This window comes from Nocardiopsis quinghaiensis, assembly GCF_008638365.1.
Taxonomy (GTDB): domain Bacteria; phylum Actinomycetota; class Actinomycetes; order Streptosporangiales; family Streptosporangiaceae; genus Nocardiopsis; species Nocardiopsis quinghaiensis.
In genome coordinates this window covers 30,630-47,846 of sequence record NZ_VWVU01000030.1, presented here as the reverse complement: position 1 = coordinate 47,846, position 17,217 = coordinate 30,630, and the positions used below count along the sequence as shown (strand labels likewise).

10 protein-coding genes are annotated in these 17,217 nt (G+C 73.2%); 3 read left to right on the top strand and 7 right to left on the bottom strand.

Annotation, left to right across the window (positions count from 1 at the left end; translation table 11 throughout):
- Window positions 1-53: 53 nt before the first annotated feature.
- The 6 genes from FYX01_RS22815 to cobT all read right to left on the bottom strand — a co-directional run bounded on the left by FYX01_RS22815 (window position 54) and on the right by cobT (window position 11,694).
- Window positions 54-1,292, bottom strand: a complete 1,239-nt coding sequence (locus FYX01_RS22815) for a DUF4192 domain-containing protein (RefSeq protein ID WP_150244765.1) — start codon at window positions 1,290-1,292, stop codon at window positions 54-56.
- Window positions 1,293-1,376: 84 nt separating this feature from the next.
- On the bottom strand, window positions 1,377-2,756 hold the full coding sequence (locus FYX01_RS22810) for a sensor domain-containing diguanylate cyclase (protein WP_150244762.1): 1,380 nt from the start codon (window positions 2,754-2,756) through the stop codon (window positions 1,377-1,379).
- A 555-nt stretch (window positions 2,757-3,311) separates the two neighbouring features.
- Window positions 3,312-5,885, bottom strand: a complete 2,574-nt coding sequence (locus FYX01_RS22805; RefSeq protein WP_150244759.1) for a YfjP family GTPase — start codon at window positions 5,883-5,885, stop codon at window positions 3,312-3,314.
- A complete protein-coding gene (locus FYX01_RS22800) occupies window positions 5,882-7,768 on the bottom strand; it encodes a dynamin family protein (protein ID WP_150244756.1) in 1,887 nt (628 codons plus the stop codon). The genes FYX01_RS22805 and FYX01_RS22800 overlap by 4 nt, the downstream gene beginning before the upstream one ends.
- A 72-nt stretch (window positions 7,769-7,840) precedes the next feature.
- Entirely contained in the window at window positions 7,841-9,121 is a 1,281-nt protein-coding gene (cobA, locus tag FYX01_RS22795) for a uroporphyrinogen-III C-methyltransferase (protein WP_150244753.1), read from the bottom strand.
- Between the two features lie 206 nt (window positions 9,122-9,327).
- On the bottom strand, window positions 9,328-11,694 hold the full coding sequence (gene cobT, locus FYX01_RS22790; RefSeq protein WP_150244750.1) for a nicotinate-nucleotide--dimethylbenzimidazole phosphoribosyltransferase: 2,367 nt from the start codon (window positions 11,692-11,694) through the stop codon (window positions 9,328-9,330).
- Between the two features lie 581 nt (window positions 11,695-12,275).
- On the opposite strand from cobT, the gene FYX01_RS22780 reads away from it, so the two are divergent.
- Window positions 12,276-13,379: a peptidoglycan recognition protein family protein gene (locus FYX01_RS22780; protein ID WP_150244744.1), complete on the top strand. Its 1,104-nt coding sequence runs from the start codon at window positions 12,276-12,278 to the stop codon at window positions 13,377-13,379.
- Between the two features lie 157 nt (window positions 13,380-13,536).
- Window positions 13,537-14,112 carry a GNAT family N-acetyltransferase gene (locus FYX01_RS22775; RefSeq protein WP_150244741.1) on the top strand — a complete coding sequence of 192 codons (576 nt, stop codon included), beginning with the start codon at window positions 13,537-13,539 and terminating at the stop codon, window positions 14,110-14,112.
- Window positions 14,113-14,199: 87 nt separating this feature from the next.
- Here FYX01_RS22775 and FYX01_RS22770 read toward each other — a convergent pair whose 3' ends face one another.
- Complete coding sequence (locus FYX01_RS22770; RefSeq protein ID WP_150244738.1) at window positions 14,200-14,490, bottom strand: DUF6504 family protein; 291 nt, start codon at window positions 14,488-14,490, stop codon at window positions 14,200-14,202.
- Between the two features lie 434 nt (window positions 14,491-14,924).
- Between FYX01_RS22770 and FYX01_RS22765 the strand changes: the two genes are divergently transcribed.
- Window positions 14,925-17,162: a serine/threonine-protein kinase gene (locus FYX01_RS22765; protein ID WP_150244735.1), complete on the top strand. Its 2,238-nt coding sequence runs from the start codon at window positions 14,925-14,927 to the stop codon at window positions 17,160-17,162.
- Window positions 17,163-17,217: the final 55 nt, after the last annotated feature.

Below are 17,217 nucleotides of genomic sequence, written 5' to 3'. Positions count from 1 at the left end.
CGGTCCGGGCGGAGGGCTCGGTCCGCCCGGGCCGGTACGGCGACGGTGACCACTCACTCCTCGGGGTACGCGCTCCTCTCACGCAGCCAGCGGGGCGTGAACTCCCGCCACCGCTCCACCGGCAGACCCCAGGCCAGCGCCCGGCTCATCAGCACCGCCATGGAGTAACCGGGGTCAGCGGTCAGAGCGACGTCCAGCGCCGCCGCGGCCAGCGGCTCGTCACCACGCTGCCACGCCGCGACCGCCAGCAGCGAGGCGGGCGCCGCCCGCTGGCGCTGGGGCAGGTGGCGGGCGACCCGGCTCCACAGCTCCTGGTGCGCGGGCGCGGCCTCGGCGGTGATGCGCGCCCACACCTCGTCGCGCACGCGGGTCTCGGCGAGGTACGCGCCCAGCCAGGCCAGTTCCTCCCGGTCGGTGATCCCCCGCCCCGCCCGCTCGGCCCGCACGGCCGCCAGGACGGCGGGCAGGCCCCGGTCGGTCAGGACGCCGCGCGCTCCCCGCTCCCGCAGCCGCCGGGTACGCGCCTCCACCTCCTCGGCGAGCGCGTCCATCGCGGTCCGCTCCTCGCCGTCCACGGGCTCCAGGAGGGCCCGTATCCGTGCGGCGTCGTCCGCCATGGCGTGGAGGGGCTGCGCGGGGACGAGCCCGTGCAGGACCGCGTCGGCCGGGATGGTGGAGCTGTCGACGTTGACGACGGTTCCCTCGACCGGACAGCAGTCGGCCCTCCCGCAGGTGTAGGACCAGTACCGGCCGCCCGTGACCCGGAGGGCGTCCAGGACGGTCAGGGTGTGCTCGCGGGCGGCGGACAGGAGCCTGTCGACGTAGGGGGTGACCCGTTCGGGCGGCCCGTAGGCCACGACCACCAGGGCGGTACAGCCGTCGGACACGGCCGCGTCGACGGGGACTGCGGCGCGCTCCAGCGGATCACCGGACGCGTCCAGCCGGTCCAGGTCGCCTCGGAACGCGGAGCGCACGCCCTTGCCCCGCATCGCGAGGATGACGATCCCCGGATCGGGGGGCGCCCCCACCAGGTAGGGCAGGGTGGCGATGATGTCGGTCGGGTTGGTCAGAACGAGGGTGCCGCGCGCCCCGGGGCCGGGGCTCGGCGCCGCACCACCGGGGTCGCGGGGCGCGGGAACAGAGGGGGCGTCCGAAGCGGCGGGGGTGTCGGGGGCGGAGCCGTCGGCCGGGGACGGTCCGGCGGCAGCAGGGGCGTCAGGGCGCCGCGTGGGAGTGGCGGGGGTGAGGGGGTCGAAGGAGCGGAGGGGGCGATGTGGCTGTTCGGAGTGCATATCCTCACGGTGGGTGAGGAGCCGGTCTCACACAATGGCCTCTCCGAGGCTGTGGACAACTCCGCGGAACCGTGGATGCGCGGGTCAGGGGATCTCCGTGTGATCGGTCGGATCGGTGGACGCCGTGCGACCGGGGAGCTTCCCTCCCCTGGGGCCGGGGATCCTGCCGCCGACGCCGGTGCGCCCGGCGGGCAGGCACACGCGGTTGCGGCCGGTCTCCTTGGCCCGGTAGAGCGCGAGGTCGGCCGCGGTGAGCAGCTCCACCAGGTCGTTGCCGTGGTCACCGATGACGGCCGCGCCGATCGAGATGGTGATGGACACCGGCACGTCGTCCACCGCGATCTCCATGCACCCGACCTGGGAACGCAGACGCTCGGCGGCGCGCCATGCCTCGGCGGTGTCGGAGCCGGGCAGCAGCACCACGAACTCCTCTCCGCCGAAACGGCCGAGCAGGTCGGACTGGCGCAACTGCTGGGCGATGGTGGTGGCCACGCCCAGCAGCACCTGGTCGCCGAACAGGTGCCCGTGGCTGTCGTTGACCCTCTTGAAGTGGTCGATGTCGATGATCAGCACCGCGGCCCGGCCCCGTGAGGAACGCGCCCTGGCGATCTCCACCGACGCCTCCTGCTCCCAGGTCGGGGCGTTGAGCAGGCCCGTCTTGGGATCGGTCCGGGCCGCCGTCTGCAACTGGTTGTACAGCAGGCTGCGCTGCAGCAGCAGCACCGGGGGGACGGCGATGACCAGTAGCAGCAGCGAAAGGTGGGCGAGGATGGCGACGGTGACGCCGACGCATAATTCGACGGCGTCCACGGTGAAGGCCTCCCGGTCCCACATGGGCCGGAAGCGCTGTCCGGAATCGCTGCTCATCCGTGCGGCCAGCACGACGATGAACGTGTTGAGGACGGTGAACCCGGCGCAGCACAGCAGCGCCACGAGCACTCCGCTGACCGTGGTCAGGCTCTCGTGGGCGCCGGAGACCCCGCGCAACCCCGCCATCAGGCTGCCGCCCTGAACGCCGTGCCAGGCCACCGAGGCCAGGAAACCCGACAGGGCGACGGCGGTCGCGTTGAACACCCGGCGGTGCACCAGCGCGCGGCGGGAGCGGAGCTGCATCATCACGAAGACGGGGACGGGGAGAAGCAGGGCGTACAGGGGCGGCAGGAGGAGTATCGCGGGAAACCACCACGCGCCCAACAGATCGCGGGACACGCCCGCGGGAAGGCCCAGTCTCCGGATCGCCTCCACCCCGAAGGCGGCGCAGAGCACGAGGGCCGCGAAGGTGAGCATGTCCGGCCACGCAGGGGGGTACAGGGCGACGACCACCCCGAACAGGAACAGCGTGACGGACAGGAGCAGTCCCATGTAGACGATCAGGCTCCGGGGCTGCTGCAGGAACGGCCAGCGCGCCTGGCCTCCGTGAGGTGGCGGCCCCCCGGTCCTCACCGGTTTCTCCGAGATGCTCACTGCTGCGCCCTCCCTCCTTGGTCGCTCCGCGCCATCAGGCTCTTACAACCGCCTCTGACGGGCCCGGCCCCACGATGGTTCTCCCTCCGACGAGCCGAATGTGCCGCGCGTTCCCTTACGGTGCCACTCGGTTACGAGGGTTGGGTACCCGTAACCCCGAAAACTTGTTCGTCGTGTAGCACCGCCGTTACCGACGCCAGTTTACATTACCTTGGGTAATATATTAATTGCTTATTGTATGGAACACATGGGCAGCACCCCCCTGTCCGAGGGAACGGACTCGCGAGGGTTGGCCCCGGTGACGTTTTGGGGCATCCTTCCGTAGGGACCCGTGACGGTAGCCGCTCCACGGCACAGGATGCCGACCGCCTGGCATCCTGACCGTCCCGGCCCTGACGGCACTCGACCCAAGGAGCACGACATGTCCAAGCAAGTCACCTGGATCTAAACACTGACAGCGCCGGGGGCGGGCGGCACCGTGCCGCCCGCCCCCGGGTCGTCGAACGGTGGGTGGAGGACGTCGGCGGGAGAGCGCCCCCGTCCGCCACCGCCGGGTCAGTCCGCGGCCCTGGCCACCTCGTAGGCCGCAAGGAACGCCCGGTACCTGGCCAGTTCGGTCTCCATCGGCTCCACCACCCGCAGGCCGGTGATCTCCCGGACCCGGTTCTGGGCCGTCCTCTCCACGTCCTCGCGGCGCTGGACCGCGGCCACCTCCACGAGGTTCCCGCAGCCCACCCCGGTCAGCCATCCCACCAGCAGGGCGGCGACCACCACGGCGCCGGAGTAGACGGCGAACAACGGGTCGTCGAACGCGCGCAGCCCGGTGATACCGCCGCCGAACCAGCTCAGCAGTGCCACGACCGCCCAGGCCAGTCCCCCACCCGCGACAGCGAGCAGCGCGTACTGGGACGCGCGGGCGACCCTCCACCACGACGGGCTCAGGTCGGGGTCGCCGACCGCTCCGGAGACGGCCTCCCCCAGTTCGGCCGGGAGCTCGGGCACCCCGCTGCGTGCGGCGGCGCGCATCCGGCGGCGCCAGGGCGCGGGCATCCCCTCGGAGACGGTGTCGGCGGCCTCGCCCAGAGCGGTCTCCAGTTCGGCCTCGGGCGCGTCCACAGGACCGCCCACGCCGTTCTCGCCGTCGCGGCGCAGGAAGTCGAGCTGGACCGCGGCGAGCGGGTCCTTGCGCAGGCGCACCGCGCCGCGGGCGACGGGCCAGCCGACCTGGCGCTTGCCGCGCCTGACGTCGTTGGTCTCGGTGACGTCGGCGACCGCCGCCACACCGGCCGCGCTGGCCAGGCCTTCCTGGATCCGGGCGCGTACCTCGGCCGGAACGGTCTCGGGGACCGTCTCGCCGTGGAACTCCTCGAAGGGCTCGATCACCTGGTCGAGGTCGGCCGCCAACCGGTCCACCAGCGCACGCCGCTCGCGCACCGTCCCTGCGAGGAACTCGCGCAGGTCGTCGATGCCCTGGCCGGTGACCGTGGAGGTGGTGATCACCCGCGGGTGCACCCCCGACTCCGCCTCCAGCAGGCGGCGCAGGTCGGTGAGCAGCTCCTCGAGCTCGTCGGACCCGACCTTGTCGACCTGGTTGAGGACGGCGACGGTGACCGCGCCGTGCCCGGCCATCTGCGCCAGGTAGCGGTGGTGCACCGCCGCGTCGGCGTACTTCTGCGGGTCCAGCACCCACACCAACAGGTCGACCGAGCCGATGAGCCGGTCGGCCTCGGCGGTGTGCATGCTGCGGACCGAGTCGTGGTCGGGCAGGTCGAGCAGGACCAGGCCGGTCAGCTCGGAGTTGCCCGCGTCCAGGACACTGGTACGCGAGTGCCGGTAGCGGGTGGGCACGCCCAACCAGCTCAGGAGGGCGTCGGCGCCCTCGTGCCCCCACACGCAGGCGTGTGCGTTGGAGGTGGTGGGGCGGGTGACGCCGGTCTGCGACAGCTGGAGCCCGCACAGGGCGTTGAACAGCGACGACTTGCCGCTTCCGGTGCCCCCGGCGAGCGCGACCACGGTGTGGTCGCCCGACAGCCGCAGCCGGGCGCCCGCGTGGTCGAGCAACTGGGTGGACCGTGCGGTGAGCTCCTGGGGGAGGTCCTCCCGGCCCAGCTCGGTGAGGGTGGCCAGCGCGTCCAGGCGCTCGATCAGCTCGGCGCGGGTGATGGTCCGGTCGGACTCCCAGCCGTCGTGGGTGGTGGGGCGGTAGTCCTCCTCCTCACCGGATTCCCCGGCCACGGTGTCGGGTCCCACGGCGCGGAAGGCTCCGGAGACGACGGAGGGGCCGGGAACACGGCGCGGCAGCGGCGCGGGCTCCTCCGGTCCCCGTGCGGTGGTCCCGTCGCCTCCGGTCTCCGACGCCCCGGACGCGGTCCCGGGTCCGGAGACGGGCGCGGGGGCGCGCTGGTCCTGGCGCTGGCCCGGCCCGGGGTCGGAATCGACGCGGTCCCCGGTCCGCTCGTCCTCCTCGCCCGGGCCGGGGGCCCCGGCGGAGGCACCGCCGCGGGCCTGCGCCCCGGAGATCCTCCGGGCGCGGGCTCCCTGGCCGGACGGGCCACCCTCCCCGGTGTCCCGCTGCTGTCCCACGACCGGGAAGGCGCCGGTGTTGCGTCCGGCGATGCGGGTGTCGTCGACCGCGTCGGCGAGGCTGCCGACCCATCCGGCGAGCCCTTCGGGATCCTCGTGGTCGGCGGCGCCGGGGGTGTCGGCACGGCGAACGCCCTCCTGGTCCCGCCCAGGACCAGCGGAGTGCCGGGCGTGCCGCCCAGAACGCCGCTGCGCGCCCGGGGAGGCCTCGGGGCGGCCCAGGGCCGCCCCCTCGCCCTCCGGAGCGTTCTCGTCACCCTCGGAGGCCGTCCTCGACGCGATGGCTCCGGACGGGTCCGGATAGCCCGCGATGCCGTCGTAGGCGGGCTCCTCGGGGTCCTCCCCGGAAGCGGAGTGCTCGGGGTGCTCGGGGACCGGCATGGTGTATCCGCGCCACGGTCCGCCCTCGGGCCGGGCGTCGCTTCGGGTGCGCTCCTCGTCCCGGGCACCGGACGCGGGCCGCACGCTCTCGCGGTCCTCGCCCTCGGCACGGTCTCGCGCACCGGGTTCCCCGTGCGCCTGCGCGGGGTTCCACTGAGTCGTCATCTCGTTATCTCAAGGTTGTACGTGGCCTGATAGAGCTGGACGGCGCTGTCCTCGGACGGGATTCCGGCCGATGCCAGGGCGTTGTCGAAGGGCACGCGCTCGCGGTTGAGCAGCCCGAGGACGCGCTGGCGCAGGTCGTCCCGCGCCGATGCGCCAATGCTACGCAGTGACTGGGCGCCGAACAGCCCCTTGAGCAGGCGCTGCGGAGAGGGGCCGGAGGGGTCGGCCGCGTGGGCGCCGCCTCCGGAATGGGACCGCTCGTAGCCGAGCAGGTCGATGATCAGGACCAGGGCGACGATGTCGTGGTCGAAGGTGACGAACCGGGCCACGGAGCGCTTGGTGGCGCCGCTGGCGGTGGTCATCTCGGCGACCTCCCGCTGCCACTCGGCGACCTCCTGGCGGATCTGCTGCGCCAACAGGCCGGTTCCGGGCTGGTTGAGGGCCTTGGCGGCCAGGTCGCCGCCTCCGGGCACCTCCCGCCACCTCTGCTCGATCTCGTCGGAGGCGCGTTCGCAGGCGGAGACCACCAGGGCCTCCAGGGCGTCGCGGACGGCCCGTTCCAGGGCGATCACCCGCTGGCTGCGCTCGGGGGGCCCGGCACGGCGTACCCTGCGCGCGCGCTTTCCGCGCAGACGCAGGCTCCTGGCGAGCTCTCCTCCGGCGGCCACCTCCTGCCAGCGGGCCAGCAGCGACCCACGCAGCAGGGAGCCGTCGCCCAGACTGGTCTCGACACGGTGACGGGCGGTGGCGTAGGAGTCGTCCACGGCGGTGGCGAGCGTGCGCCCCGTCTCGATCTGCGCCTCCACCTGGCGGGCCAGTTCGGGCACCCGGGAGCGGAAGCTGTCGATGACGCCGATGAAGGTGCGCCGGGTGACGCGGTCGCGCTGATCGGCCTCTCCCGCGACGTCGGCCAGGTAGCCACGGATGTGGTCGGCGACGTTGGAGGTGAAGCGCTCACCGCGGACCTGGTCGGTCTCGGGGATGGCGAACCGGGCGGCCGTGCCCAGACCGTTGGCCTCCAGCATGGCCCCGAAGTGGTCCAGGAGCTGGCGACGCCCCCTGCGCGGCACCCGGGAGAGCACGACGGCCAGGGAGGTGTCGCGGTCACGGGCGACCTGCAGGAACTCCCACACACGCGCGTCGGCGTAGCGGGTGCTGGTGGTGACGAACATCCACAGGTCGGCGGCGTCGAGGAACTTGGCCGCGAACTCGTGGTGGGCGGCGACGGCGGAGTCGACGTCGGGGGTGTCGAGCAGGGCCACGCCCCGGGGCATGGCCTCGGTGGCGGCCAGCACCAGCATGCCGTCCTTGCCCGGCATCGCCAGGCCCTGCTGGCGCACGCGCGGCAGGGACGGGATGAAGGAGGCCTCGCTGAACCAGTCGACGTCGGCGGGGTTGCAGGCCAGGACGGGGCTGTTGGTGGTGGGGCGGCGCACGCCCGTGGTGGTGACCTGTTCGCCGACCAGGCTGTTGACCAGGGTGGACTTACCCGCACCGGTGGATCCGGCGACCGCGATCAGCAGCGGGATGTCGGAACGGCGTACCCGGGGCAGCACGTAGTCGGACAGTTGGGCGAGCACGTCGGTCTGGAGGGTGCGGCCCTCCTCCGCGTGGGGCAGGCCGTCGGCGAACTCCAGGTCCCGGATGTGCTTGCGCAGCGATTCCAGGACCTGTTCGAAACGGTGGTCCTCGGACACGGAGGCGCGGTGCCTGGCAGACCCCGCGGGGGCCGGGGCGGTGGGTCCGACGCGGGCGCCGGCGTCCGCGTCGGGCGCGGGCTCGGGGCCCGGGGCGGGCTGGTCGGAGGTGGCGGCCGGTCCGGTTCCGAACCGGTCCGGGGCACCGGGACCTGTGGTCCCCGGTGCTGCCGACGGCCGGGTCATGATCGGTGTGCCCTCCTCATCGGTGCTGACGGTCCCCCGCCGCGTGAACGACGTACGCCGCGGACGAAGGTCTCACTGGAGATCGCGCCCGGTCGCCAGTCGACGGGTCTCGAACTGGGTCCCCGTGTGCAGTATGTCAAGTTCCCGCGCTGTTTTGACCACTTCTCCGATGATCACTACCGCGGGGGGTCGCACTCCGGCCGATCGGACCGACGAGGCGATGGTGGCCAGCGTACCCGTGACGGTCCGCTGGCCCGGCAGTGTGGCTTCTTGTACCACGGCTACGGGCGTGTCGGAGGAGCGCCCGTGGGAGACGAGGGCGTCGGCGATCGAATCGATGCGCTCCACTCCCATGAGGACCATGACGGTACCGCCCGCGCGGGCGAGTCCGGCCCAGTCGACCGTGGAGCGGTCGTCCCCCGGAGGGACGTGCGCGGAGACGATGTGCACGTCCTGGGCCACGCCCCGGTGGGTGGCGGGGATGCCCGCGCTGGCCGGGGCGGCGAGAGCGCTGGTCACACCGGGCACCGCGATGACGGGGACTCCGGCGGCGGCGCAGGCGGCGGCCTCCTCGCCGCCGCGGCCGAACAGGAAGGAGTCGCCGCCCTTCAGGCGCACCACGAACCTGCCCTGCCGCGCGCGGTCGATCATGACCGCGTTGATGTCCTCCTGCGTCATGGACCGGCCGTAGGGGATCTTGGCCGCGTCGACGATCTCGACGTCGGCGGGCAGCCGGTCCAGCAGGGAGGTCGGGGCGAGCCGGTCGACCACCACCACGTCGGCCTGGGAGAGGAGCTGTTGGCCCCGAACCGTGATCAGACCGGGATCACCCGGGCCTCCCCCGACGAGTGCGACGCCTCGGAGCCGCTCGCGCCCGCGGCGGGCGTCGAGGGTGCCGTCCGCGAGGCCGTCGACGACCGCGTCGCGCAGTCCGGCCGCGCGTCGGGGATCACCGGAGGCGACGACGCCGACGGTGACCCCGCTCGCGGTGCCGCTGGCGGGGGTCCAGGCGGAGGAGGCGTTCCGGTCGTCGGCGCGCACGCACCACACGCGGGCGTCCTCGGCCTCCTCGGCGACGGCGGCGTTCACGCCGGGCTCGTCGGTGGCGGCGTGCACGAGCCAGTAGGCGGGAGCGTCCGGTCCGGCGACGTCGCCGGGGGCGTAGGCGCGGCGGTGCCAGGTGAGGTGTCCGGCCGAGGCGAGGTCCTCCAGGACCGCGGACACCTCGGGGGAGATGAGGGTGACCCGGGCACCGTCCTCGATCAGTACGGGCACCCGGCGCTGGGCGACTCTGCCCCCGCCGACGACGAGGACGTCGCGGCCCTGCATGCGCAAACCAAGGAGATAGGTCACGGATCGCGCCCCTTCGGTCGTCCGTACCGGCCCCCGGCGGCGACGGCGGGGTGCTGGCGGCGGGAGGCACGCCAGCCACCGGCGATATCGGTGATTGTTCCACCGTACGTTGTCAAACAGGTGTTACGCGGGCGTAAACGGGTCGCGCCCGGGGAGTGTGAGCCCGCCCGCACCGGGGGTCGGTGCGGGCGGGGCCGGGACCGCCGTCAGCGCGCGGCGGACACGCCCGCGTCGTCGAAGGTGGCGACGTCGCGCAGGACGCGTGCCGAGCCCTGGAGCAGCGGCAGGGCCAACAGCGCGCCGGACCCCTCGCCCAGACGCATCTCCAGGTCGATCAGGGGCCGCAGGCCCAGGTGTTCCAGGGCCAGGCCGTGGCCGGGTTCGCTGGAGCGGTGCCCCGCGAAGCAGGCCCCGACCACGTCCGGGGACATCGCCGCAGCGGCCAGGGCGGCCGAGCCGGCGATGACCCCGTCGAGCAGGACCGGGACGCGCAGGGCCGCGCCGCCGAGCACGAACCCGGCCAGGGCGGCGTGCTCCAGACCGCCCAGCGCCGCGAGGGTGCCGACGGGGTCGTCCGGGTCGACCGGGTTCGCGGCCAGGGCACGCCGCACCACGTCGACCTTGTGCGCGTACATGGCGTCGTCCACGCCGGTGCCCCGGCCGGTGGCCTGCGCCGGGTCCGCGCCGGTGAAGGCGCACACCAGGGCGGCGGCCGGGGTGGTGTTGGCGATGCCCATGTCGCCGGTGACCAGGCAGCGGTTACCCGCGGACACCAGGTCGCGGGCGACCTCGATACCGCCCTCCAGCGCCTGGAGGGCCTGCTGGCGGGTGAGCGCGGGGCCCTGGGTGAAGTCGGCGGTGCCGCGCGCGACCTTGCGGGGCAGCAGGCCCACGGTGTGGGGCAGGTCGCCGACCACGCCGACGTCCACCACGGTGACCTCGGCGCCGACCTGGGAGGCGAAGGCGTTGACGACCGCCCCGCCCTCCAGGAAGTTGTGCACCATCTGGGCGGTGACCTCCTGGGGCCAGGCGGTCACCCCCTGGGCGTGTACGCCGTGGTCCCCCGCGAACACGGCGACGGCGGCCGGCTCGGGAACGGGCGGGGGGCACTCCCCCGCGAGTCCGGCCAGCTGAACCGAGACATCCTCCAGGACACCGAGCGAGCCGGGCGGCTTGGTCATCCGGTTCTGCCGGTCTCTGGCCTCCTCCACCGCGCGGGTGTGCAGAGCTCCGACGGTGGTGATGGTCTCCTCCAGCAGGCTCGTGGGCTCCTGGCCGGGCAGACCGCGGCGACCGTAGCGGTCGTGGTGCACCGCCCAGGACAGGGGGCGTCCCCGGGCCCAGCCGGAGAGGCTGAGCTCGGGTTCGGTGGGGAACTCCTCCACATAGCCGACACACAGGTAGGCGACCACGTCCAGGTGGGAGGGGAGTTCGAGGGCGCGGGCGACGTCGCGCTCGTCGACGAAGGTGACCCAGCCGACGCCCAGGCCCTCGGCGCGCGCGGCGATCCAGAGGTTCTCAGCGGCGAGCGCCGCGGAGTGGGAGGCGGCCACGGGTTTGGCGTGGCGGCCCAGGGTGTGCCGACCGCCGCGTGTGGGGTCGACGGTGACGGCGATGTTCAGGGGCGCGTCGAGGATCGCCTCGACCTTGAGCCCGGAGAAGGCGCGTGCGCGTGTGCTGGGCAGGGCGTGCGTGTAGTCGTCGCGCTCGGCCTCCGCGAGGCCGCTGACGCGGCCGCGCAGCCCCGGGTCGTCGATGACGAGGAAGTCCCAGGGCTGGGAGTGGCCGATGCTGGGTGCCTGGTGGGCGGCCTCCAGCACGCGGGTGAGCACGTCGTGGGGAACCGGGTCGGGACGAAAACCCACGCGGACGTCGCGGCGTTCGCGGATGGCCCGGTAGACGGCGGCGCGCTCGGCCTCGTCGTAGGCGTGGTCGGGCCGGCCGGCGCCGACGCCCGCGTGTGCGGGCGCCTCCTGCGCCTCGGGGACGGAATGGACCGGCGGTCCGGTGTGCTGCGGCTCGGGCGGGGGCTTGGCTGCTTGGTGTACGTGCATCTTCTGTTCTGCCTCGGCGGTCGAGGAGGACTGCTCCTCGTGGTGCCCGGCCCCCTGGTCGGGGGTGTGCGCGGGAGGTGCCTGGTGGACGGTCTCGGTGCCGGGGCCGGGGGTGCGCTCCCCACCTCTGAAGGGGATGACGTTGGGACGGTGGTGCGGCGCGTCCACCGCGGGCTCGCTCGGGGGCGCCACCTCGGTCCCGGCCTCGGACGCGGTCTCGGAAGCGGTCTCGGGCTGGGGCCGCGGGACCGGGGGAGCGTCCAGGGGGAGCGCGCCGTAGGGAGAGGAGGACTCGGACTCGGCCGGCCGTGGTGAGACGGGCCGCTGGCGGAACGGGTTGGTCGGTGCGCCGCTCCCGTGCGTCTGGGCCTGGGTACCGCGCCCGCTCTCGGGAAGCCCGTCCAGTAGGCCGCCGAGGCGGGGACCGGTCCCTGGAGCGGGTCTGCCGCCGTGCCATGGGAGTGGTTCGTGTCCGCTCTCCTCGCCGCGCCGGGCGTCCTCGCGGTCATCCTTGGTCATGTCGCTCCCCGAAAAGAGGTGTTTCGACGGCCCGTCTCCGCTTGGTCCGATACTGACCGACAAGCGTAGCCAGTGGCTATCTCGCCTTCCGCATGGGTCCCCCGAGACCCCGGGCCACCGGCCCCGGCTCGATACCGGGACCCTCAAAGTCATCACCAACTGTGCCAGAGTCGGCGTGAGCACGCTGGGTTTACGGAAGACCTGGCCCCCTCCTCCCCAGGTCAGAGCATGTGCGATAGCGACTCCGTGCGGGCGGGTGAGACAGCGGACGATCCGCACGGAGGTGTCGTCGCGGCCAGGCCGGTGGCGCCCGCACCACGTCGACGGTGAAGTCGAGCAGGCCGCCGCCGGCCTCGGCGTCCCCGTGGTGGCGCAGGTCATGTGCCCCGTGTCCATGCACTCCTCCCGCGCACCAGCGAAATCACCGTGCACCACGGCATCACCGACCACTCATAGTCACAGGAACATCACCTGTCACGGATTGGCCGTGCCTCTGGTGACACGGGGCATAACGCCGTGTAAGGGTGTCGGGGTTCCCGCTCCCGGGAACCCAGTCGGACGAACCGAACGGACGGACACACATGCGAAGGCGCACCCTCCTGGCCGGTGCCACCGCCGCGGGCCTGACCGCGCTGGGCACCGCCCTCCCCTCTCCGCGTTCCGCTCTCGCCGGGCACTCCGGCGACCGGGTCGTGCCCCGGGTGTTGGCGCGCCCCTCCGCGCCGGGCGGACTCGTCCGGCCCGGCATGCGCTTCGACATGGTGGCCGTCACCGGGGAGCCCGGGGAGGCCGATGCCGCGGTCCGTTTCGAGACCGCCGACGGCCTGGACGGATGGCGACCGGTACACCTCCACGCCGAGGGCCGCGAGGACCGCGGCCGGGTCGCGGGAACACTGGTGCGCGCGCCAAGGGGCGCCACCGGCTACGAGGTGCGCTCGGGGGGAGAGGCCGCCGCCGTGAACCTGCGTGACGGAGAGGGGCTGCGGTTGGGCGGCCCCGAACAGGTGTGGCTGTCGCCGGAGTCCTCCGACGTGTCACGCGGCCCGGGCCCGGCCGCGCTCCCGTTCCGCACCCGCGCGGGCTGGGGCGCCGACGAGTCCTGGCGCTTCGGCGAGGCGGGCGAGGACCTGTGGGAGGCGGAGTTCCACCCGGTGCAGGCGCTGACCGTGCACCACACCGCGATACCGACGGGGGACGACCACGCCGCGGACGTGCGGGCGGTGTACTACCTGCACGCGGTGCAGCAGGCTTGGGGCGACATCGGCTACCACGTGCTCATCGACCCCGACGGCGTGGTCTACGAGGGCCGCCACTCGGGTGAGGACGGCGTGCCGGTCTTCTCCGGGCTCCCGCTGCCGGGTCGGGCCCGTTCGGTGACCGCAGGACACGCCTACGGGTTCAACCAGGGCAACGTGGGGGTGTGCCTGCTCGGGGACTTCACCGACGAACTGCCCACGAGGGCCGCGCAGGACTCACTGGTCAACGTGCTGCGCGTGCTGTGCGCGGTGACCGGGGTGAACCCCGCGGAGCGGATCGAGTACGTGAACCCCGGTACGGGCGTGGTCACACCGGGCGACGCCCTCTCACGGCACCGCGACTGGCTGGCGACCGAGTGCCCGGGCAACGCGTTCGCGGAGGTGTTCGACTCCGCCGTCCGCCAGCGGGTCGTCTCCGGCCTGGCCTGAGGTACCGCCGGGCGGCGCCGGGGTTCGCGGACGGGTTCCCGGAGGCGGTGTCGTGGCCTTGGTCTCCCCTGCCCCGGGAAGGGTGGAGAACAGGTGTCGGCCCCTCGGAACGGCGCGTATCGTGAGCGCACCCCGAACCGATGGGAGAGACGCCAGCGTGACCACCACCCAGGGCAGACCGATCCTGCCGTCCGTGATCCTGAAGACCGAGCACCTGCGGCTGCGCGCGTTCGTCGAGGACGATATCGACGACGTGTACACCTCCTGCACCGATCCGGAGCTCCAGAGGTGGATCCCCATCCCCAGCCCCGGCGTGCCCTACACCCGTGAGGACGCCGAGGCGTGGTGCCGCGAGGTGGCCCCTGGCATGCGTACCGGCGGCGAGGGACAGCAGTGGGCCATGGTGGAGCACGAGACCGGGCGACTGGTGGGCTCGATAGGCCTGGTGCGCACCCTGTGGACCGCGATGACCACCGAGATCGGTTACTGGGTCTCGCCCTGGGGCCGCGGCCGCGGGTACGCGACCGAGGCGACCGTGGCCGTCTCGCGCTGGGCGATCGGCCAGGGCTTCCAGCGGGTGGAGATCAAGGCGGCCACCGACAACAGCGGCTCGCGCCGGGTGGCGGAGCGGTCCGGGCTCAGCTTCGAGGGTGTGGAGCGCAGCGCGATGCCGCTGCACGAGGGCCGCGCCGACCTGGCCGTGTACGGCCTCCTGCCCGCCGACCTGCTCTGATCCCGCGGCCATGCGGCCGGTGGTCCCGCTCCACCGCTTCCCCGGTCCTCCGCCGCGGTGCGCAGGGCGTGTTCGAGGGGTGCCTCCCTAACCCCACACCCGGGAGAGCAGCCACCCGCCGGTCGAGGTGTCGTGGCGCAGTTCGTACACCCCCTGCGACTGCGCCGTGCCGGCCTCCACCCTCCAGTGCCTGCGCTCGGGCACCTGGGACTCGCGCGCGGGAGTCCAGTCCATGCGCAGGGTGACCCAGTGGTCGAGGATCCTGCGCACCCCGTACACCCTGCCGTTCCAGGTGAACCGGGTCGGGCGCCCGTCATCCTCGACAACGGTGACCTCCGCCCCGTAGTGACGTCCCACGGCACTTCCCCTCAGCATCATCCGCCTCCTGACAGTCTCGGCACACGCCACCGGGGCACCCACCCGTGGGGAAGACGCGAACAGGTGTTCGAACGTGTGTTCCGATCCTAGCGAAACCAGGGCTCCCGTGGAACTGTTTCTGGCCGAACCGCATCCCCTCATGTGACTACGGGCCCACGAGGGGACCCCGTGTGTTCGGCGCGGGTGGAGGCGCCGGGCGGTTCCCCCCGGTTCCGACGTCCAGGCCATCGGCGTACTGTTCCCCACGAGATCCGTCCGGACCGACCCCCGGCGCACCTTTCGCGCCACCCCGCGAACCCCCAAGAACCCCCCGTCCCACAGGCCCCGGACCCTCCGGGGGACCCGCGGGACCAGCCAATCCAGAACGTGCAGGCGTGTCGACATCGGTACGCTGTCAGGCGCGAACTCCACGATTCATACGAGGGACCCCCACTGTGACGTCGAACGGGCACCAGAGCGGCAAACCCCTGCGCGCGGGGGATCCGCGCGAACTCGACGGTTACCGCATCGTGAGCCGTCTCGGACGTGGCGGAATGGGAACCGTCTACCTCGCCAGGGACGCCTCCGACCGCCCCGTCGCCGTCAAACTCATCCACCCCGACCTGGCCGACGACGAGTCCTTCCGGCTCCGCTTCGCACGTGAGGTCGAGTCGGCCCGCCGCGTGGCCCGCTTCTCCACCGCCGGAGTGATCGACGCGCACCTGGAGGGCGACCTCCTCTTCATCGTCTCGGAGTACGTGCCGGGTCCGAACCTGGACGAGGCCGTCCGCGCGGACGGCGTGATGGCGGGCGGCACCCTGGACGGCCTGGCCATGGGGGTGGCCGCGGCGCTCACCGCCATCCACGGGTCCGGGGTGATCCACCGCGACCTCAAGCCCGCGAACGTGCTGCTGTCACCGGTCGGGCCGAAGGTCATCGACTTCGGCATCGCCCGTGCCCTGGACGGATCCGACGGCGCGGTCACCCGTTCCAGTCAGCTCATGGGGACGCCCTCCTACATGGCACCGGAGCTGATCCTGGGCCAGCAGGCCACCGCGGCCGCCGACATCTTCGCGTGGGGCTGCCTGGTGGCGTTCGCCAATACCGGATCGGCCCCCTTCGACGCCGCCACGGTGCCCGCCGTGCTGCACAACATCTCCTCGGCACCGCCCCGTCTGGACGGCCTGGACCCGAGCCTGTACGACCTGGTCGAGTCGGCCCTGGACAAGAACCCGGAGAACCGCCCCACCTCCAAGCAGATCCTGGCCCGGCTGACCGGGCAGGACGATCCGGAGGAGGCGGAGGTGAGCCACACCATCAGCACCTCGTGGGCCCCGCCGAGCAGCGACCCGGTCCCCGGCCAGCCCCCGCGGAGCACCGGGGAGCAGGTCGGGGAATCCGGCTCCCAGGCGACGGGCGGACCGCGGCGGACGGGCATGCCGCAGCAGGAGAACGGCGCCGAGCGGGACGCGGGGACACCGCCCGGTGGCCAGACCGCCCGGCCACAGCACACGCCGCACTCCCCGTACGGCCCGCCCGCCGGGGACCGGCAGGCGGGCCCGCCGCCCCCCACGGCCCAGCAGACCGGAGTGGAGCAGCCCGGTCACCAGGGATTCCCGCCCTCCGGCCCCCAGCGGGGAACGCGGTACGGCGGGTACCCGCCCCAGGGGCAGCAGCCCCCCGGCCACTACGGCCCCTCCGGCGGGCACCTCCCCCCGGCCCACCAGGCGCACGGCGGCTACGTGTCCCCGCCGCAGGGCCAGCCCGCCCTCGGCCTGTACTCAGGCCCGGGTGGCCCGGGTGGCCCGGGTGCTCCCGGTGGTCCGGGCCAACCCGACGGCACACCGTCCAGGCGCGGACGCGGGCGGACGGCGGTGATCGGCGCGACCGCGGGCGCGGTGCTCCTGGTGGCCGCCGTCGGCGCCGTGGCCATGCTCGACCGCACGGAGGCGATCCCGGAGAACACCGTCTCCCACTACACCCCCGACTTCAGTTCCGACCCCGGCTGGGTCAGCACCACCTTCGAGCACGGGCAGTCCGACGGCTACTGGGCCGAGAAACGCGGCATCCTGCTCCAGCTCGACCCCCAGCGCCAGCCCAGCCGCGGCGAGGTCGTGGGCCTGGAGCGGGAGGAGGTACTGCCCCCGAGCGTCCTGGTCAGCACCACCGCGTACGTGGTCGAGGGGCCCGAACAGGCCTGGTTCGGTGTGCGCTGCTGGGACAACGACGGTGAGGACGGCCTCAGCCGGTACGAGGCCCTGCTGCGCTACGACGGCGAGGGCGCGGAGATCCGCCGGATGAGTGAGACGGAGGGCGACGAGGTCCTCCAGGAGGCCACCGACGTACCCGGCTACACCCCCTACCCGCTCTTCGACGAGTCGGTGCGCGCCGAGTACGGCTACGAGCCCCGCGACGACCCGTACGACTTCGACGTCAACGCGGTCCCCACCAACACCGTCACGATGGCCTGCCGCTTCGACGAGACCGCGGACACCATGGAGCTGTCCATGTGGGTCAACGAGGAACACGTCCTGACCACGGTGGACGCGGAACCCCTCCCCGATGACGCCGAGGAGGCGGAGGACCGCCGCCGGGTCGGCCTCCTGACCCGCCAGGGATGGGGCAACGATCCGCTCGGGGCGTTCTTCACCGGCTTCGAACTCCACGAGATCCTCGAGGAGGACGAGGGGTAGGGAGAGGACCCGACCACCATGGCGGACCCGGAGCCGGACTGGCATGATGCCGGAA

What these genes read in the sequence shown, in the direction of transcription:
- FYX01_RS22815 (WP_150244765.1), bottom strand. Translation starts at nt 1,292, where the DNA reads ATGCACTCCGAACAGCCACATCGCCCCCTCCGCTCCTTCGACCCCCTC.
- FYX01_RS22805 (WP_150244759.1), bottom strand. Translation starts at nt 5,885, where the DNA reads ATGACGACTCAGTGGAACCCCGCGCAGGCGCACGGGGAACCCGGTGCG.
- FYX01_RS22800 (WP_150244756.1), bottom strand. Translation starts at nt 7,768, where the DNA reads ATGACCCGGCCGTCGGCAGCACCGGGGACCACAGGTCCCGGTGCCCCG.
- cobT (WP_150244750.1), bottom strand. Translation starts at nt 11,694, where the DNA reads ATGACCAAGGATGACCGCGAGGACGCCCGGCGCGGCGAGGAGAGCGGA.
- FYX01_RS22780 (WP_150244744.1), top strand. Translation starts at nt 12,276, where the DNA reads ATGCGAAGGCGCACCCTCCTGGCCGGTGCCACCGCCGCGGGCCTGACC.
- FYX01_RS22770 (WP_150244738.1), bottom strand. Translation starts at nt 14,490, where the DNA reads ATGATGCTGAGGGGAAGTGCCGTGGGACGTCACTACGGGGCGGAGGTC.